This window comes from Sulfitobacter sp. M39, assembly GCF_021735935.1.
Taxonomy (GTDB): domain Bacteria; phylum Pseudomonadota; class Alphaproteobacteria; order Rhodobacterales; family Rhodobacteraceae; genus Sulfitobacter.
Map to the genome: position 1 here is coordinate 1,819,892 of NZ_WMDZ01000001.1, position 17,259 is coordinate 1,837,150.

The 17,259-nt window shown below is 61.6% G+C and carries 17 protein-coding genes and 1 tRNA gene; 5 read left to right on the forward strand and 13 right to left on the reverse strand.

The annotated features are described in order from the left end of the window. Window positions 1-39 precede the first annotated feature (39 nt). From tpiA to rimK, 5 genes are all read right to left on the reverse strand, one after another. On the reverse strand, window positions 40-789 hold the full coding sequence (tpiA, locus tag GLP43_RS08835; protein ID WP_237279019.1) for a triose-phosphate isomerase: 750 nt from the start codon (window positions 787-789) through the stop codon (window positions 40-42). A gap of 86 nt (window positions 790-875) precedes the next feature. Continuing rightward, entirely contained in the window at window positions 876-1,220 is a 345-nt protein-coding gene (locus tag GLP43_RS08840; protein ID WP_237279020.1) for a HesB/IscA family protein, read from the reverse strand. A 138-nt stretch (window positions 1,221-1,358) separates the two neighbouring features. Then, window positions 1,359-2,570, reverse strand: coding sequence for a glycerophosphodiester phosphodiesterase family protein (locus tag GLP43_RS08845; protein ID WP_237279021.1), 1,212 nt, complete (start codon window positions 2,568-2,570; stop codon window positions 1,359-1,361). Window positions 2,571-2,696: 126 nt separating this feature from the next. Then, window positions 2,697-3,059: an SUF system Fe-S cluster assembly protein gene (locus GLP43_RS08850; RefSeq protein WP_005853043.1), complete on the reverse strand. Its 363-nt coding sequence runs from the start codon at window positions 3,057-3,059 to the stop codon at window positions 2,697-2,699. Between the two features lie 86 nt (window positions 3,060-3,145). Beyond that, window positions 3,146-4,528 (reverse strand): 30S ribosomal protein S6--L-glutamate ligase, encoded by a 1,383-nt coding sequence (gene rimK / locus GLP43_RS08855; RefSeq protein ID WP_237279022.1) that lies wholly within the window; start codon window positions 4,526-4,528, stop codon window positions 3,146-3,148. A 231-nt stretch (window positions 4,529-4,759) separates the two neighbouring features. Here rimK and tgt point away from each other — a divergent pair, with 231 nt between their 5' ends. The 4 genes from tgt (at window position 4,760) to GLP43_RS08875 (ending at window position 10,323) form a co-directional block, all read left to right on the forward strand. After that, the gene (gene tgt, locus GLP43_RS08860) at window positions 4,760-5,887 is read left to right on the forward strand and encodes a tRNA guanosine(34) transglycosylase Tgt (RefSeq protein WP_237279023.1); all 1,128 of its coding nucleotides are present in this window, start codon (window positions 4,760-4,762) and stop codon (window positions 5,885-5,887) included. A 105-nt stretch (window positions 5,888-5,992) separates the two neighbouring features. Further along, window positions 5,993-7,090: an alkene reductase gene (locus tag GLP43_RS08865; protein ID WP_237279024.1), complete on the forward strand. Its 1,098-nt coding sequence runs from the start codon at window positions 5,993-5,995 to the stop codon at window positions 7,088-7,090. Window positions 7,091-7,385: 295 nt separating this feature from the next. Continuing rightward, window positions 7,386-9,797 carry an endopeptidase La gene (gene lon, locus GLP43_RS08870; RefSeq protein WP_074635053.1) on the forward strand — a complete coding sequence of 804 codons (2,412 nt, stop codon included), beginning with the start codon at window positions 7,386-7,388 and terminating at the stop codon, window positions 9,795-9,797. A 160-nt stretch (window positions 9,798-9,957) separates the two neighbouring features. Beyond that, a complete protein-coding gene (locus GLP43_RS08875) occupies window positions 9,958-10,323 on the forward strand; it encodes an HU family DNA-binding protein (RefSeq protein ID WP_237279025.1) in 366 nt (121 codons plus the stop codon). A 201-nt stretch (window positions 10,324-10,524) separates the two neighbouring features. Here the strand turns inward: GLP43_RS08875 and GLP43_RS08880 are convergent. Beyond that, window positions 10,525-10,600, reverse strand: a tRNA-Val gene (locus tag GLP43_RS08880). Between the two features lie 370 nt (window positions 10,601-10,970). On the opposite strand from GLP43_RS08880, the gene GLP43_RS08885 reads away from it, so the two are divergent. Further along, a complete protein-coding gene (locus GLP43_RS08885) occupies window positions 10,971-11,780 on the forward strand; it encodes a crotonase/enoyl-CoA hydratase family protein (RefSeq protein ID WP_237279026.1) in 810 nt (269 codons plus the stop codon). A 13-nt stretch (window positions 11,781-11,793) separates the two neighbouring features. Here GLP43_RS08885 and GLP43_RS08890 read toward each other — a convergent pair whose 3' ends face one another. From GLP43_RS08890 to GLP43_RS08920, 7 genes are read right to left on the reverse strand one after another with little or no spacing between them, the layout of a single operon-like run. Beyond that, window positions 11,794-12,567 carry an ABC transporter permease gene (locus tag GLP43_RS08890; RefSeq protein WP_237279027.1) on the reverse strand — a complete coding sequence of 258 codons (774 nt, stop codon included), beginning with the start codon at window positions 12,565-12,567 and terminating at the stop codon, window positions 11,794-11,796. Next, window positions 12,564-13,289 (reverse strand): ABC transporter ATP-binding protein, encoded by a 726-nt coding sequence (locus tag GLP43_RS08895; RefSeq protein ID WP_237279028.1) that lies wholly within the window; start codon window positions 13,287-13,289, stop codon window positions 12,564-12,566. The genes GLP43_RS08890 and GLP43_RS08895 overlap by 4 nt, the downstream gene beginning before the upstream one ends. Continuing rightward, entirely contained in the window at window positions 13,286-13,969 is a 684-nt protein-coding gene (gene tenA, locus GLP43_RS08900) for a thiaminase II (RefSeq protein ID WP_237279029.1), read from the reverse strand. The genes GLP43_RS08895 and tenA overlap by 4 nt, the downstream gene beginning before the upstream one ends. Then, window positions 13,966-14,904 carry an ABC transporter substrate-binding protein gene (locus GLP43_RS08905; RefSeq protein WP_237279030.1) on the reverse strand — a complete coding sequence of 313 codons (939 nt, stop codon included), beginning with the start codon at window positions 14,902-14,904 and terminating at the stop codon, window positions 13,966-13,968. Before GLP43_RS08905 ends, tenA begins: the two co-directional genes overlap by 4 nt. Continuing rightward, window positions 14,891-15,913 carry a ThiF family adenylyltransferase gene (locus tag GLP43_RS08910; RefSeq protein WP_237279031.1) on the reverse strand — a complete coding sequence of 341 codons (1,023 nt, stop codon included), beginning with the start codon at window positions 15,911-15,913 and terminating at the stop codon, window positions 14,891-14,893. The genes GLP43_RS08905 and GLP43_RS08910 overlap by 14 nt, the downstream gene beginning before the upstream one ends. Further along, the gene (locus tag GLP43_RS08915; RefSeq protein WP_237279032.1) at window positions 15,892-16,488 is read right to left on the reverse strand and encodes a thiamine phosphate synthase; all 597 of its coding nucleotides are present in this window, start codon (window positions 16,486-16,488) and stop codon (window positions 15,892-15,894) included. The genes GLP43_RS08910 and GLP43_RS08915 overlap by 22 nt, the downstream gene beginning before the upstream one ends. Then, window positions 16,485-17,258, reverse strand: a complete 774-nt coding sequence (locus GLP43_RS08920; protein ID WP_237279033.1) for a thiazole synthase — start codon at window positions 17,256-17,258, stop codon at window positions 16,485-16,487. Before GLP43_RS08920 ends, GLP43_RS08915 begins: the two co-directional genes overlap by 4 nt. Window position 17,259: the final 1 nt, after the last annotated feature.

The following is a 17,259-nucleotide window of genomic DNA, read 5'->3' on the forward strand; positions in this document are numbered from 1 at the left end:
GTTTGTGTCCTGCCATGAGTTTATTTGGCAAAATGAAGGTCAGGCGGCAGAGAGCGCCTGAAGGATCGGGACAAAGTCAGCGGCCTTGAGGCTCGCGCCCCCGATCAGGGCACCGTCCACGTTGTCGACCTTGAAGATCTCTGCCGCGTTGTCCGGTTTGACCGAGCCGCCATACAGCAACCGCAGCGCGTCGCTGACATCCGTGCCAAAGCGTTCGGCCAGTTTTGCGCGGATGAAGTCATGCACCTCGATGATCTGGTCAAGTGTCGGGATTTTGCCGGTGCCAATCGCCCAGATGGGTTCGTACGCGAGGACGGTATTCTCGCCTGTGCAGCCATCGGGCAGGGAGCCTGCAAGCTGTTCGGCGATGACATCCAGGGTGGTGCCCGCGCTGCGATCCGCCTCGCTTTCGCCGATGCAGATGATGGCAGTCAGTCCCGCGGCCGAGGCCGCCTGTGCCTTGGCCGCGACATCGGCATCCGTTTCGCCATAGGCATCGCGGCGCTCGGAATGGCCGAGGATCACATAACTCGCGCCGATATCCTTGATCATGGAAGCAGCGATATCGCCGGTGAAGGCACCTTTAGGCTCTGCGTGGCAATCCTGCGCGCCGATGCCAACGGGGGTGCCTTGCGCCTTGGTAACGGCTGGTAGGAGGTAGGGGGCGGGCGGGCAGATCACCGCCTCTGCACTTGCCTGATCCACCGCGGCGGCCACATCGGCCAACATATCAAGACCGGCCAGCGTGCCGTTCATCTTCCAGTTTCCAGCGGCAAGCTTGCGGCGCATATGTATATCCTTGATGTGGTTTTTCAAAGGGATACCAGCGCCACCCCGACAGGGCAACGGCAAGCTGCGGTCACGCCCCGCCAGCGCTAGCTGAACTTGATGGATTCGCCGCAACCGCAGGCTTCGGTCACATTGGGATTGCGGAACTTGAAGCCGGATTCCAGCAGCGAGGTCTCATAATCGATCTCGGTGCCGAAAAGAAACATCTGCGCCATCGGCGCGATCATCACGCGCGCGCCGTCCTGTTCGACGACCTCGTCATTGGCGTCGGCCTCGTTCACATACTCCATCGTATATTCCATGCCGGCGCAGCCACCCTTCTTGATGCCGATGCGCAGACCGGCGTGGCCGGCGGACGTCATCAGCTTGGTGATCTGATTGGCGGCTTTGGGGGTGATGGTGACGGCTTGCTTGCCTGGGATTGCGAACATGCTGAATACTCCTGTTACCGACAAGATAAGGGCTTTGGCAGGGTTTCTCAAGCGGGGGGATGCACAATAGCAAAAGGCCGCCCCCGAAGGGACGGCCCATGTCTTCACGCGCGATTGCGCCGGATCAGACCCCGTAGGTTACAGACCCATGCAGTTGGCATAGTAGGTGACGGTTGCGGGCCAGTCAGAGAAGACACCCTTGACGCCAGCGTCCTGTGCCAGCACGTCCAGCGCGACCAGATAGTCGCTGTCGTCGGTGATGATGTCGCCAACGGATTGGAAATACCAGCCACCGCCCGTGGACAACGGACCGGAGCGTTCGAGCGTCCAGGCGATCAGGTTCAAACCGGCTTCGCTGGCTTTCTTGGCATAGTCAGAGGCGGCCAGAGCGCCGTCTTTGTTGGTCAGCAGCATGTTCAGCGACGGGGCCAGATACTGCACGCCTTGCTCTTTCAGCTGGGCGAAATCCTGTGTCCAGGTGCTGGGGTCCTGTTCGTCGAAACCGTCGCTCCATTCCACGAGATAGACGGCCTGTTTGCCGAACTCGGGCTCTGCCTTGATCCAGTAAAGGACGTCATCCAGGTTGAACGACTGCGCCCAAACGTCCGAGGCAGGGATGCCCGCGGCTTTGTATTCGTCGATCATCTTCTGCGCATAGTCTTCCTGGCTGAAGCCGTCATGGGGCATCTCGACCGAAGGGGACTTGAGCTCGGGGGTGAATTTCGCGCCGAGGGATTTGAACAGCTCGATCGATTCCGCGTGGGTCATCAGATCGGCACCGTCGCTGTACAGCTGGGTGCGGAAGCTGGCCACGCCGCCCTGATAGTCTTCGGCGGTGGTGGCGGTGGCGTCAGCGCTGTCCATCTTGGGCGTCAGGGTGCGGAACTCTGCCAAGGTGATGTCCGAGGTGCGGCATTCCGCACTGGCACCTTCTTCGCCCGCAGCGGCGGTGAAACCGGCGGTGCATTTATCGGCCAGATCGGAGACGAGGATATTGGTGGTGGTGTGCAGATCGTTCTGCGCGTGACGGCAGACCAGTTCGTGATCGGCGGTAAAGGTCACGTCGCATTCCAGAATGCCTGCACCCTGGCGGGCGGCGGCAACGTTGGACTGTACGGTGTGCTCAGGGAACATCAGCGGCGCGCCGCGGTGCCCGATGGAGAAATCGGATTTGGACGCGGTCTGGCCCATACAGGACGCCAGCTTGTCCTTGAGGTCGCCATCGGGAAGCTTGTCCACCAAATAGGCAGGACGGGCACCGTATTCGACAGGGACGGGTGTGCTGTGGGCGTCGGCCAGCAGCGCGGTGGGGGCCAAAGCCAAAGCTGTAAGGGCAGTTGTTAGTCGCATGATCGCTCCAAATAAAATCATCTGGCAGCGGTGTGGCTACCCTATGTTACAATGATGCGACCATTGCGTGAAACTCATGTAAAATCAACCGGGGCGTGAATTGCGCCCCGGTTTCAGCCCATCGGCTTACATGAAGCCCAGTTCAAGACGGGCTTCGTCAGACATCATATCCATGCCCCATGGTGGCTCCCAGACCAGTTCCACGTCGACGGTTTTCACCCCGGGCAGGGGTTCGACCGCATCGGCGACCCAGCCGGGCATCTCGCCTGCGACGGGGCAGCCGGGCGCGGTCAGGGACATCTTGATGTTGACCTCGTTTTCCGCATTGATGTCGATCGTGTAGATCAACCCCAGCTCATAGATATTCACTGGAATCTCAGGGTCATAGACGGTGCGGCAGGCTTCGGTGATCTGCTCGTACAGCGGATGATCCGTTGACGAGGGCGCAATCAGAGGGGTGCCTTCAAGAGGTTGTGTGCTGTCGGTCATCAGGGCCTCGCTCCTTTTTCTTATCGTTTATATAGGGATTGCAGCGGGCACCGTCCAGAGGGCGGACCCGCGATCCAATGCGGAACCTACGCTTTGCGCTTGCGCACCGGCTGCGGCTTTACCCGCGCTTCGATCATATCATAGACCATGCCGACAATATCCTTGCCGGTGGCTTTCTCGATCCCTTCGAACCCGGGGGAGCTGTTGACCTCAAGCACCTTTGGCCCGCTGTCCGACCGCAGCAGATCCACACCGGCAGTGCCCAGACCAAAGGCCCGTGCCGCGCGCAGGGCGGTATCGCGTTCAACCTTGGTGATGCGCACGACCTGAGCGGTGCCGCCACGGTGCAGGTTGGAGCGGAAATCGCCATCCGCGCCGGTGCGCTTCATCGCGGCTACGACCTTGCCATCCACCACAAGACAGCGCAGATCCTCGCCCGCGGCTTCCTTGACGAAATCCTGCACAAGAAAGTTTGCCTTGAGCCCGCGGAAGGCATCAATCACGGATTCCGCCGCCTTCTTGGTCTCGGCCAGCACCACACCTTTGCCTTGGGTGGATTCCAGCAGTTTCACGATGAGCGGCGCGGTGCCTACCAGCGCCATGAGGTTCGACGTGTCCTTGGGCGAGGCGGCAAAAGCGGTGGTCGGCATGCCGATTTTCTTCGACGCCAAGACCTGATGCGCATGCAGCTTGTCGCGGCTCGACAGGATACCGGCAGAGCCGTTGACGCAGTAGGTCCCGATGGTTTCGAACTGCCGGATCACCGCGCAGCCATAGGGCGTGACCGAGGCACCGATCCGCGGGATCACCGCGTCATAGCGCGGCAGACGTTTGCCATCGTAATGCACTTCGGGGGCCATGGCGTTGATCGCCATATAGCAACGGGTGGTGTCGATCACTTCGACGGTATGGCCACGGGCCTCGCCGACCTCGACCAGACGCGAGGTGGAATAGTTGCTGGCTTCACGGCTCAGCACAGCGACCCGCAACGCGCGTTTGGGCGCGCGGTGGCGCACAGCGGCGGTATGGTAGACGTCATAGCTCAGATCCGGTTGCAACCGTTTCTCGGTGGGCGAGATGGTGATGTGATCTGTCAGCGCCTGGCGGCCCAGCAACATGCGGCTGGTCATGCCCGCACGGTTGGTCAGGGTCACGTCGATGGGCCACGTCTCTCCTCCGACATCCATCTTGGTCGAGATGACATAGCGCAGCTCTGCCTCGCCATTCGACGAGGTGACCTCGCGCCGGTCAATGATGGGCGCGGAGCAGGTGATGGTGATGTCTTCGTTGCCGGCCACAGGATGCACGTTGAACCGGACCTTGGGCTTGGAGGCGGGGCCAAAGACTTCAATATCATGGGCGTGCAGCGCCGATGTGCGCGCGCCGGTGTCGATCTTTGCCTTGATTGCGGGAAGCCCCAATTCGGGAAGGGCGACCCATTCTTCCCAGCCAAACGTCAATTCTTGCATGTCACACACTCCGGCACAGCTAAATCATCCCGCCGCCTAGCAGGTCACCCGCGTCTACTCAAGCCACGACACGGGCTTCCAAATGGCGTAAATCCCGGGGTCCGGGGCAGGGCCCCGGCGGTTCCGGGCTGGACATAGCGCGGATTTACGGTGCTTCCATGACAGCCTCAAGGAACGCGCGGCTAAACTGCGCGATTGCGCCTATGCTGGGGACATCTTATAGCCGCAGTCATGAAAAAAATCTCGTTCGATCTTCAGGCCCGCGATGGTGCGGCGCGTACCGGTGTCATCTCTACCCCGCGGGGTGATATTCGCACGCCGGCCTTCATGCCTGTAGGCACTGCCGCCACGGTCAAGGCGATGATGCCCGAAAGCGTCGCCGCGACCGGTGCGGATATCCTGCTGGGCAATACCTATCACCTGATGCTGCGCCCCACTGCCGAACGGATCGACCGTTTGGGCGGGCTGCACAAGTTCATGAACTGGGACAAGCCGATCCTCACCGATTCCGGCGGGTTTCAAGTGATGAGCCTGTCGGGGCTGCGCAAGCTGACGGAAAAAGGCGTGACCTTCAAAAGCCATGTGGACGGGTCGAAACACGAACTGACCCCCGAACGGTCGATGGAGATTCAAAAGCTGCTCGGCTCCGATATCGTCATGTGCTTTGACGAATGTCCCGCGCTGCCTGCGGATCGCGCGCGTATCGCGGACTCGATGCGGATGTCGATGCGGTGGGCCAAGCGCAGCCGCGAGGCTTTTGGCGACCGTCCGGGCCATGCGCTCTTTGGTATCCAGCAGGGCGGGCTGGAACGTGACTTCCGCGAGGAAAGCGCCAAGGCGCTGATCGACGTGGGCTTTGACGGCTACGCTGTGGGCGGCCTTGCCGTGGGCGAGGGGCAAGAGGCGATGTTCGGCTGTCTCGACTTCGCCACCGATATGCTGCCCGTGGATCGGCCACGCTATCTGATGGGGGTGGGCAAGCCGGATGATATCGTCGGGGCCGTGGCCCGTGGGATCGATATGATGGACTGCGTATTGCCCTCACGCTCTGGCCGGACGGGGCAGGTGTTCACGCGTCACGGCGTTGTGAACATCAAGAACGCACGCCACGCCGATGACCCGCGTCCGCTGGACGAAGCCTGCACATGCCCTGCTTGCTCGAACTACAGCCGCGCCTATCTGCACCATGTGTTCCGTAGTCAGGAAATGATCTCGGGGATGCTGCTGACTTGGCATAACCTTCATTATTTCCAGGAAATCATGGCGGGTATGCGCGACGCGATTGCGGCGGGGACATTTGACGCCTGGCAGGCTGATTTTCATAGCCAGCGTGCCCAAGGCGACATCGACCCGCTTTAGGAAAACCCTCCTGTGAATGGAATAAACCTTCCGCCCCGTCCTTGCGATGACGGGGCGGAAGGTTAGGTGCTGTAGACAAGAAACAACACCGCAAAGGAGTTTTCCATGACCGAGGCATTATTCACCCCCCTGAAGGTCGGTGGCATCGAGGCCGCGAACCGCATTGTGATGGCCCCGCTGACCCGCAGCCGCGCTGATGACGACAGTGGCGAAGTCGGCGACATGCACGTCGAATACTACGCGCAGCGCGCCGGTGCCGGGATCATCATCACCGAAGCGTCCCAGATCAGCGCCGAAGGCAAAGGCTACATTAAAACCCCCGGTATCTACACCGAAGGGCAGGTTGCTGCCTGGAAAAAGGTGACGGACGCGGTGCACGCCAAGGGCGGCAAGATCGTGATCCAGCTGTGGCACGTGGGCCGGATCAGCCATGTGGACATCCAGCCTGACGGACAAAAGCCCGTCGCCCCCTCGGCCATCGCGGCAGAGGTGAAGACCTTTACCAAAGACGGTATGACCCCGACATCTGAGCCGCGCGCTTTGGAGTTGGACGAGATGCCACGCATTGTCGCCGATTATGTCCACGCGACCAAAATGGCGCGCAAGGCGGGCTTTGACGGGGTCGAGGTCCACGGGGCGAACGGCTATCTGCTGGACCAATTCCTGAAAACCTCAAGCAACAAACGCGATGATGCCTATGGCGGGTCGGTCGAGAACCGCGCGCGGCTGCTGTTCGAAGTACTGGACGGTGTGGTCCACGCATGGGACGGCGATCACGTCGGCCTGCGCCTGTCGCCGTTCTCGCCTGCGAACGGCATCGCGGATGACGACCCGCAAGAGACGTTCAACTACGTCGTGGATACGTTGAACAAATACAATCTGGCCTATCTGCACATGGTCGAAGGCTCGACCGGCCAATCGCGCGATCTAGATAGTGACGAAGACCTTGGCAAGCTGCGGTCGCTGTTCAACGGCGTCTACATGGCAAATAACCTTTATGACCGCGACATGGCGATCGATGCCGTGGCCAGCGGCAAGGCTGATCTGGTGGCCTTTGGCCGGCCCTATATCGCCAACCCCGATCTGGCAAAGCGGCTGGAACTTAACGCACCGCTGAACGAGGGGGATACGAAAACCTTCTATGCCGGTGGCGAAGCGGGCTATACCGATTATCCCTTCCTCGAAGAGGTCGCGGCAGAGTAAGCTCGTTAAACGCGAAAAAGCACATTTCCGGCCCGTTTTTTGTCATTCGGGCCGGTTAACCATGGTTCTTGGCGGTTTTCGCGGATAATCATGCGATCCGCGCTTGTCTGTCCGCCGGTGGCGGTTCATTCTAGGGCGACCCTCACGCCAGATGGCCCGCATACGAACGGATCACAGCATCATGGGGATTGAAACAGGCGGGTAGGGTCCCCAGATATCCTACTCAGAACAGGAGATGAACGAACGGTCGCCTAAGATAGGGGCCAGTGTCATCTTGCAGTATAAGGAAAAGAGCATGTTAGAGCCTCTGAACGCGTCCTACCCGGTATTGCCTTTGCGCGATATTGTGGTGTTCCCCCACATGATTGTACCGCTTTTCGTGGGCCGCGATAAATCTGTTCGCGCCCTCGAAGAAGTCATGGCCGATGACAAGCAGATCCTGCTGTCGAGCCAGATTGACCCCGGCGTGGATGACCCCGATTCCGATGGTATTTTCAACACCGGCGTCCTGGCGAATGTCTTGCAACTGCTGAAGCTGCCCGACGGCACCGTAAAGGTTTTGGTCGAGGGGCAGGCGCGGGTGCGCATCACTGAATACCTTGAAAACGATAGTTTCTTTGAAGCCTCTGCCGAATATCTGACGGAAGAGCCCGGTGACGAGACCACCACTCAGGCGCTGCTGAAATCCGTCGCCGAAGAGTTTGAACGCTATTCCAAGGTCAAGAAGAACGTCCCCGAAGAAGCGCTGTCGGCGGTGACCGAAGCGTCCGAGCCTGCACGTCTGGCCGATCTGGTCGCGGGGCACCTTGGGATCGAGGTCGAGCAGAAACAAGACCTGCTTGAAACCCTGTCCGTCTCCGAGCGGCTCGAGAAAGTATACGGGCTGATGCAGGGCGAGATGTCCGTTCTGCAGGTCGAGAAAAAGATCAAGACCCGCGTCAAATCCCAGATGGAGAAGACGCAGCGCGAGTACTATTTGAACGAGCAGATGAAGGCCATTCAGAACGAGCTTGGCGATGGTGAGGACGGCAAGAATGAAGTCGCCGAACTGGAAGCCCGCATTGCGGACACCAAGCTGAGCAAAGAGGCCAAAGAAAAGGTCGACGCCGAGCTGAAGAAGCTCAAGAACATGTCGCCGATGTCTGCCGAAGCCACCGTTGTGCGCAACTACCTCGACTGGATCCTGTCGATCCCGTGGGGCGTGAAGTCGCGCACCAAGAAAGACCTTGGGAAAGCACAGCAGGTGCTGGACGATGACCACTATGGCCTTGAAAAGGTTAAAGAACGCATCGTCGAATATCTTGCCGTGCAGCAACGCTCCAGCAAGCTGAAAGGACCGATCATGTGCCTTGTCGGCCCTCCCGGTGTGGGTAAAACCTCGCTTGGGAAGTCTGTTGCCAAGGCGACGGGGCGCGAATTTATTCGCATCTCGCTGGGGGGCGTGCGTGACGAATCCGAGATCCGCGGTCACCGCCGGACCTACATCGGCTCCATGCCCGGCAAGATCATCCAGGCGCTGAAAAAGGCGAAAACCACGAACCCGCTTATCCTGCTCGACGAGATCGACAAGATGGGTCAGGATTTCCGTGGCGACCCCGCATCGGCCATGCTCGAGGTGCTTGATCCGGAACAGAACGGTACATTCGTCGACCACTACTTGGAAGTGGAATACGATCTGTCGAACGTCATGTTCCTGACCACGTCGAACAGCTACAACATGCCCGGGCCTTTGCTTGACCGGATGGAGATTATCCCCCTGTCGGGCTATACCGAGGATGAGAAGCGCGAGATCGCGAAACAGCACCTTGTGGCCAAGCAGGTCAAGAATCACGGTCTGAAGGCAAAGGAATTTGCCATTGAAGACAGTGCCTTGACCAGCATGATCCGCTACTACACCCGCGAGGCCGGCGTGCGGAATCTTGAGCGCGAGATCGCCAAGGTTGCGCGGAAATCGCTGACCAAGATCGTCAAGAAGGAAGCCGACGAGATCACCGTGACGGGCGACAACATCGAGGATTTCCTCGGCGTGAAAAAGCACCGCTACGGCTTGGCCGAGCTTGAGGATCAGATCGGTGTCGTGACCGGATTGGCCTATACCTCGGTTGGGGGCGAATTGTTGCAGATCGAAGCCCTGCGCCTGCCGGGTAAAGGTCGGATGAAAACCACCGGCAAGCTCGGGGATGTGATGAAGGAATCCATCGACGCGGCAAGCAGCTATGTGCGGTCGATCAGCCCCAAGATCGGGGTGAAGCCGCCCAAGTTCGACACGCTGGATATTCACGTCCACGTGCCCGATGGTGCGACGCCGAAAGATGGCCCCTCCGCCGGTCTGGCGATGGTGACATCGATCGTGTCGGTGCTGACCCAGATCCCCGTGCGCCGCGATATCGCGATGACGGGGGAGGTGTCCTTGCGCGGGAATGCGATGCCAATCGGCGGCTTGAAGGAAAAGCTGTTGGCAGCGCTGCGTGGTGGGATCACCACGGTTCTCATCCCGACCGAGAACGAAAAGGACCTGCCGGATATCCCGGATAACGTGAAAGAAGGGTTGACCATCATTCCCGTCAAACACGTGTCCGAGGTGCTGAAACATGCGCTTGTCCGCGAGCCCGAAGCGATCGAATGGGATCAGGAGGCAGAAGATGCCGCCGCAGCCGCCGCGCTGGCCCGTCGCAATGCTGCAGGCGATAGCGCTACGGCGCATTAAGCAACGATAAACCCTACATCAGGCCGCCCTTCGGGGCGGCCTTTTTCGTGGGCACATCCCCAATTTTCGCGCAGGGCTGCGTCATCCCCAAGCATCGCTGGATTTCCCCCGGTGGCCCCGCTAGGGTTTGGTGAAACCTCCCCAACGGACGAGACTTCAAATGACCACGCCCAAGAAAACCACCACGCCTAAACCAGCCGCATCCGACACCGCCGCAGAGCCCGCCGTGGTCGAAGCACCGCGCCCTGTGATCCTTGGCCCTGTGATGCGCAAGAAAGAGCTGATCGACACAGTTGTCGAACGGTCGGGCGTGAAAAAGCGCGATGCGAAACCCGTCGTTGACGCCATGCTCGCCGTATTGGGCGAAGCACTGTCGGACAGTCGCGAGCTGAACTTGCTGCCATTCGGCAAGCTGAAAGTGATCAACGAGAAAGAGCTGAAAAACGGCAAGATGATCCGCGTCAAAGTCCGGCAGGTGACACAGGGGCAGGGCGGCGGCGATACCGTTGACCAACCCGACGACTGAGGACGAAAATCGCTTAAAATTTTCGGCGCGCTTCTATGACGCCCGCAACAGCCCTTCACCTTGGTGAGGGGCTTTGTCGTATCAAGGGCTTCACCTTGCTGATGTCACAGGCCGCGCAGGCAAGTTATTGACATCAAACGCATAAAACCCCGTCGCCGTCGGCGCAGGTTGCGTTGGTAGAACTAGATTGTGGTGGTGAAATGGTGGGTCGTGAGAGGCTCGAACTCCCGACATCTTCGGTGTAAACGAAGCGCTCTACCAACTGAGCTAACGACCCGGTAGCGCTCTACTACCCCAAGGTTCAGCCGGGGTTCAACCCCATTTTTGCCGCGTCGGTGATTATTTTCGTTTTTTTTCTGACGACGCCTCGGATTAGCGAGGATTCACACGGTAACATTGCGTTTTCAAACGGTTTTGCCGCTTCTGGCAGATTGCGACGGGGCGAATCCTTGCGGGTTCGTTGCCCTTGGGGAAGTCACCGCGCTGAAATCGGCGGATGACCGATAGACGGGCTGTGTTTGGCGCGCTACTCAAGGCACAGTCACGTAAAAGGTGGGAGAGCCTTTTGCATATATTCAGCAAGCCCTTGCAGCAGCAAGGCACCGGGGCCGACCGCAAGTGCCGGCCCCATAGGAGGAGGAATTCACATGGCCGTTCAGATTGATCCGACCAGCTACCGTAACCTGGATATCAAGGCGCATGACGATGGTGTCTGGGTGGTGACCTTGAACCGTCCCACCAAACGGAATGCCCTGGACATCGACACGATTGAAGAGCTGGTCACCTTCTTCTCCGCCGCACCACGCGCTGGCGTGCGCGCGGTGGTACTGGCGGGCGCGGGGGATCATTTTTGCGCCGGGCTTGATCTGATCGAACACCATGACGAAGACCGCAGCCCCGCCGATTTCATGCACGTTTGTTTGCGCTGGCACGAGGCGTTCAACAAGATGGAATATGGCGGCGTGCCCGTGATTGCCGCATTGCAAGGGGCCGTTGTGGGCGGCGGGCTAGAGCTTGCAAGCTCTGCCCATGTGCGGGTGATGGACCAAAGCGCGTATTTCGCGCTTCCAGAAGGCCAGCGCGGGCTGTTCACCGGCGGGGGGGCCACGATCCGTGTGACCGATCTGGTCGGTAAGGCGCGGATGATCGACATGATGCTCACCGGGCGCGTCTATCAGGGGCAAGAGGCCGTAGATCTGGGCCTCGCGCAGTATATCGTCGAAGGGTCCAGCATGGACAAGGCGATGGAACTGGCGCGCAAGGCGGCGCAGAACCTGCCGTTGTCGAACTTTGCGATCTGTAGCGCGGTGAGCCATATGCAGAACATGTCGGCGATGGATGCCGCCTATGCCGAAGCTGTGGTTGCCGGTGTGGTCAATACGCAGCCTGACGCGCGCGCGCGCCTTGCGGCCTTTGCCGACAAAAGCGGCGCGCGGGTACGTCGGAACGCGGAATAACAAGTCGAATGGGTCACGTGCGTTTTGCGCGCGTGACCCCCATCTCGCTGCGCCCTTCGGCATAGCGCGTCAGGCGCTGCGCCAGCAGCCCGACAGATAGATGCAACAGCACTGTCAAACAGGCGAGCATGATCAACGCGGCGAACATCAGGTCGATCTTGGCGCGGCCATTGGCCAGCAGCATCAGATAGCCCAGCCCCTTTGACGCGCCGACCCATTCGCCAATCACCGCCCCGATCGGCGCATAGACCGCCGCCAGCCGCAAACCCGTCGCAAGGCTTGGGAGCGCGTGGGGGATTTGCACGTAGCGCATGAACCGCAATGGCCGCGCCCCCATCGATTGCGCCAGATCACGGTAGCCATCCGGCACGCGGGTCAGCCCGTCGTGAAAGGCCGATGTCACTGGGAAATAGATGATCAACACCGCCATCACGATCTTGGACCCCATGCCATAGCCGAACCACAGCGTCAGCAACGGGGCCAGCGCGAAAACCGGCACGGCTTGGGTAAAGACCAGCAGCGGCAGCAGCAAACGCTCTGCCGTTTTCGACAGCGCCAGTTGGATCGCGGTGACAGCCCCCAAGGCGGTGCCGATCAGCAGCCCCAGCAGTACCTCGACGGTGGTAACCCATGCGTTCTCGGTCAGCGTCACGCGGGCACGATATGCCGCCTGTGCCACGCGCCACGGGGAGGGCAGGATATAATGCGGGGCGTCGGTCAGCAGCACCGCGGCCTGCCAAAGGCCGAGCCCCAGTAGGATCGCAAGGGGTATGTCGTATCGCCTCATGCAGGCACCCCCCGAAGATGGGACAACAGCGCGCTTTGGCACGTCCAAACCTCGGGCGCGGTGACGGGACGTGGCGCGGGAAGCGCGGGGACGGGCCAGCTTTGCACGCCCGTGGCAGAGAGGATCAGGATGTGCTCGGCCAGCCGCGCCGCCTCTGCCGGATCGTGGGTGACCAGCAGCACGGTACGCCCCTGCAACAGCTCTGCCGCGAGCTCTTGCATCGCGGCACGGGTGCCCGCATCCAGCGCCGAGAATGGCTCGTCCAGAAAGACCACCGCGCGATCCTCAAGCAATGTCCGGGCCAGCGCTGCCCGCTGCCGCATCCCGCCCGACAAGGCGGCGGGTTTCTTATGGGCGTGATCCTGCAGACCGACCCGTGCAAGCATGGCGGAGGCACGGTCCCTGTCAGGCGTGGTTCCGCGCAGCCGGTCGCCGATCATGATGTTTTCGATCACCGTAAGCCACGGTAACAGCAGGTCGGATTGCGCCATATAGCTGATCCGCCCCGCCAGCGGTTGCCCGTCAGAGGCGGTGATCGTGCCGTCAAACGCGCCGCCTGTCTCAAGCCCCAGCAGTAGGCGCAGCACCGTGGATTTGCCCACCCCCGACGGGCCGAGCAAGCAGGTCCACGCCCCCGCGGCCAGAGTCATATCCACGTCAAACAGGGGGCGCGCGTCAATCCGGTGTTGTCCCGTCAGACGCAGCGCGGGCGGCGGGGTCATGGCAGGTCCAGCCCCATCTGCCAAAAGCCGACCTCTAGCCGTGTGGCCGTGGCAAAGCGGTTTTGCAGTGCCGCGCGGCGAGGGGCGGTTTCAAGGTCACCGATCCGCCGCGCAACCGCCGCGTCGACCATCGCGCCCACCGTCTGGCACAGCGCCTGATAGGCGGGGTCGGCGTAGGTCTCGATCCACTCGGCATAGGGCATGTCGGCGCTGCGGGTCTGGGCCAAGCGCTGCCCGATCTCCCCATAGCCCATGACGCAAGGCAAGAGCGCCGCCATCAGATCTAGGAAATCCCCCTGCATCCCGGCATCCAGCACATAGCGGGTATAGGCGAGGTTGGCGGGGGCTTCCGTTGCGGTGAAAAGCGCCGCTTCGTCGATACCCGCCGCAGCACAGGTGCGGATATGCAGCGCCATCTCGTGATTGACCAGCGCATCCACCGTGGCAGCGCAGGTCTTCATCTCTTCCATCGTTTCCGATTTGACCACCGCCATCGACCAAGCCCGAGAGAAATGCACAAGGAAAACATAGTCTTGGATCAGGTAGTTTACAAAGCATCGGTGCGGCAGGCTGCCGTCGCGCAGCCCTTCGACAAAGGCATGGTGGGTGTAGTCTTGCCAATCCTCCGCCGCAGCAGCGCGCCAGATCGCGAAGCTGCGGCCATAGTCCGGCGCGGTCATCGGTCGGTCACGTCAATGGCGATGGTCGACACGGGCGAGATGTCGGGGATCAGGCCCGCGTCATGCAAGAACGTCTCGAATGTGGCGTAGCGTCCGGCATCCATCGCCGTGGGGCGCAGAGCGAAACGGGGCAGCGTGTCTTTCCACGCGCGGGCGTTCAGCTCGTCCTGCAGATCGGCAGAGGTAGCGGCGAAAACCTCCCAGCTTTCCTCGGGGTGGTTCACGATATACTGCGTCGCTTTCTCGGTCGCGGCCAGAAACCGCGCGATCATGTCCTTGTCCATCGTGTCGCGGTTGGCGACGTAGATCAGCTCGTCATACGGTGGCAGGCCCTCTTCCTCGACGTAGAAACAGGTGCCATCGACGCCTTCGATATCCATCTGGTTCAGCTCGAAATTGCGGAAGGCCCCGATGACCGCATCCACCTGACCGGACATCAACGAAGGTGACAGCGACCAGTTGACGTTTACCAGCTCCACATCATCCAGCGACAGCCCGTGATGGGTCAGGATCGCGCCAAGCACGGCCTCTTCGACACCGCCGACAGAAAACCCAACCTTTTTGCCCGCCAAATCCGCAGGAGAGGCGATGGGTCCATCGGTCAGCGCCAGCAGGCAGTTCAGCGGCGTGGCCACAAGCGTGCCGACCCTCTGCAGGGGCAGGCCTTCGTGGATTTGCAGGTGCAACTGCGGCTGATAGGAGATCGCAAGATCCGCCTTGTCTGCGGCGACCAGTTTCGGCGGGTCAGAAGGATCGGCGGGGGCGATGACCTCTACGCTCAGGTGCTGTTCGGCGAAATACCCTTTTTCCTGCGCCACGATGATCGGCCCGTGGTCGGGGTTCACGAACCAGTCCAGCAGCACGACCATCTCGTCCTGCGCCAGCGCCGGGCCAGAGGTCAGCGCCAGCGCGGCCAGAATGTTACGAAGTTTCATCGGTTTGTCCTTTCAACGGGGAAGGCTCGCCCATGGCGAGCAGGGTAATGGGGCCGTGCCAGTAGCTGGCCAGATGGGTCGCCGCCTGCCACGCGCGCAGGCCCGAACGGCAGGCGATCACCGCGCGGGGCTGATGTGTCGGGCGGGGAGCGTTGCGGAGGAAATCGGGCAGGATGATGCGCCGCGCTGTGGGTGTCGCGGCTGTGGGGGCCTCATCCGGGCCGCGCAGATCGACGACCCAATCGCTTGCGCGGATCTGCGAGGGCGCGACAAATCCGAAACCGTGGTCAGGCTCCGGCGCGGTATCAAAACGGAAGCCGCCAAAACGATAGGAGGCAAGATCAAAGCTGACCAACTGCCCCAGAGGGGACGGCGACAGCCCGAGGATGCAGGCCAGTGCCATCTGCGCCTGTGCGGCACCGATCGTGGCGACGACCGGCGCCATGACCCCCGCGGTGTCGCAGCTCGCCGCGCGGTCCGGCAGATCGGGGAAGACCGCCCGCAGCGACGGCGCGCCGCCGCAGAATCCGCCAACATAGCCGCCAAACCCAAGAGCCGAGGCGCTGATCAAGGGCAGGCCCGCGTGCAGGCAGTGATCTGACAGCACATAGCTCGCCGCGAAGCTGTCGGCGCAATCCAGCACGAGCGTCGCATCATGGCACAGCTTTGCCACGGTATCCGGTCCAAGGATCACGGGCCAGGCCACCACGGAGCACGCGCTGTTGCGCGCGGTCAGGGCGCGGGCGGCGGCGGTGACCTTGGGCGTGCCGATATCGGCCTCGGTAAACAGGGTCTGGCGGTGCAGGTTCGACAGGGCCACATCGTCAGCATCCACCAGCGTGATATGACCCACACCGGCCCCTGCCAGCAGGGGCAGCACCGGTGCCGCCAGCCCGCCCGCGCCGACCACCACCACACGCGCCGCCGCCAGCGCCTCTTGGCCCGATGGGCCGACCTGCGGCAGGATCGTCTGGCGGGCATAGCGGGTCATCGGGTTGCCCCCAGCCATGCGGTGATGCGATCCTCGGGCGAGGGGTTCAGGGTGATATCGGTCACCGCCGCGACGCAATCGGCACCGGCATCAAAGGCGCCCGCCGCACGGTCGACCGACATGCCGCCGATGGCCACAAGCGGGGTCTGCCCCACCCGTTCACGCCAGTCGCGCAGACGGTCCAACCCCTGCGCGTGCCACTTCATTTGCTTCAGGATCGTCGGGTAGATCGGGCCGAGGGCGATATAATCGGGGCGCAGGTCCAGGGCGCGGGTCAGTTCGGCCTTGTCGTGGGTGCTGATGCCCAGACGTACGCCCGCATCGCGGATGGCGGTCAGGTCGGCGCTGTCCAGATCCTCTTGCCCCAGATGAATAAAATCACACCCTTCGTCGAGCGCGATACGCCAGTGATCGTTGATCACGAGGGTACAGTCGTGCTTGGCGCAGATCGTCTTGGCCTGCCGAATGTCGCGCCGCAGGGCAGGGGCGGGCGTGTCCTTGATCCGCAGTTGCACCAGTTTGATGCCAAGGGGCACCAGCCGCTCCAGCCAGGCGGCGCTGTCGAAGATCGGGTAGAAACGGTCAAGGGTCATTCCAGAAACGCCTTTCCGATCAGCGGGGTCGAGGGCGCGGCCATATCGCGGGGCGGCATCGGGTCCGCATCGGCGGCAAGCTGTCCGGCGCGGATCGCGGTGGCAAAGGCCTCGGCCATGGCGGCGGGATCACCGGCTTTAGCGACAGCGGTGTTCAGCAGCACCGCGTCAAACCCCAGCTCCATCGCCTGTGCGGCGTGAGATGGCAGGCCGATACCGGCGTCGATCACCAGCGGCACGTCACGAAAATGCGCCCGCATGGCGCGCAGCCCGAAAAGGTTGTTCAGCCCCATCCCCGACCCGATGGGCGCGCCCCAAGGCATCAGCACCTCGCAGCCCGCCCGCAGCAATCTATCCGCGACCACAAGGTCTTCCGTGGTGTAGGGAAAGACCTGAAAGCCGTCCTCGCTCAGGATGCGAGCGGCCTCGACCAGACCGAAGACATCGGGCTGTAACGTGTCCTCCTCGCCGATGACCTCGAGCTTGATCCAGCGCGTGTCGAACACCTCGCGGGCCATATGGGCGGTGGTGACGGCCTCTTTGACGCTGTGACATCCGGCGGTGTTGGGCAGCACATGGACGTCAAGGGCGCGGATCAGTTCCCAGAAGTCCTGACCGGCGCGGTCCCGACCGCTTTCGCGCCGCAGTGATACGGTCGCCACCGCCGCGCCGCTGCGCGCAAAGGCGTCTGACAGCACCTTGGGCGAGGGGTATTGCGCGGTGCCAAGCATCAGACCATTGGCAAGGGTTTCTCCGTAAAATGGGCGCATC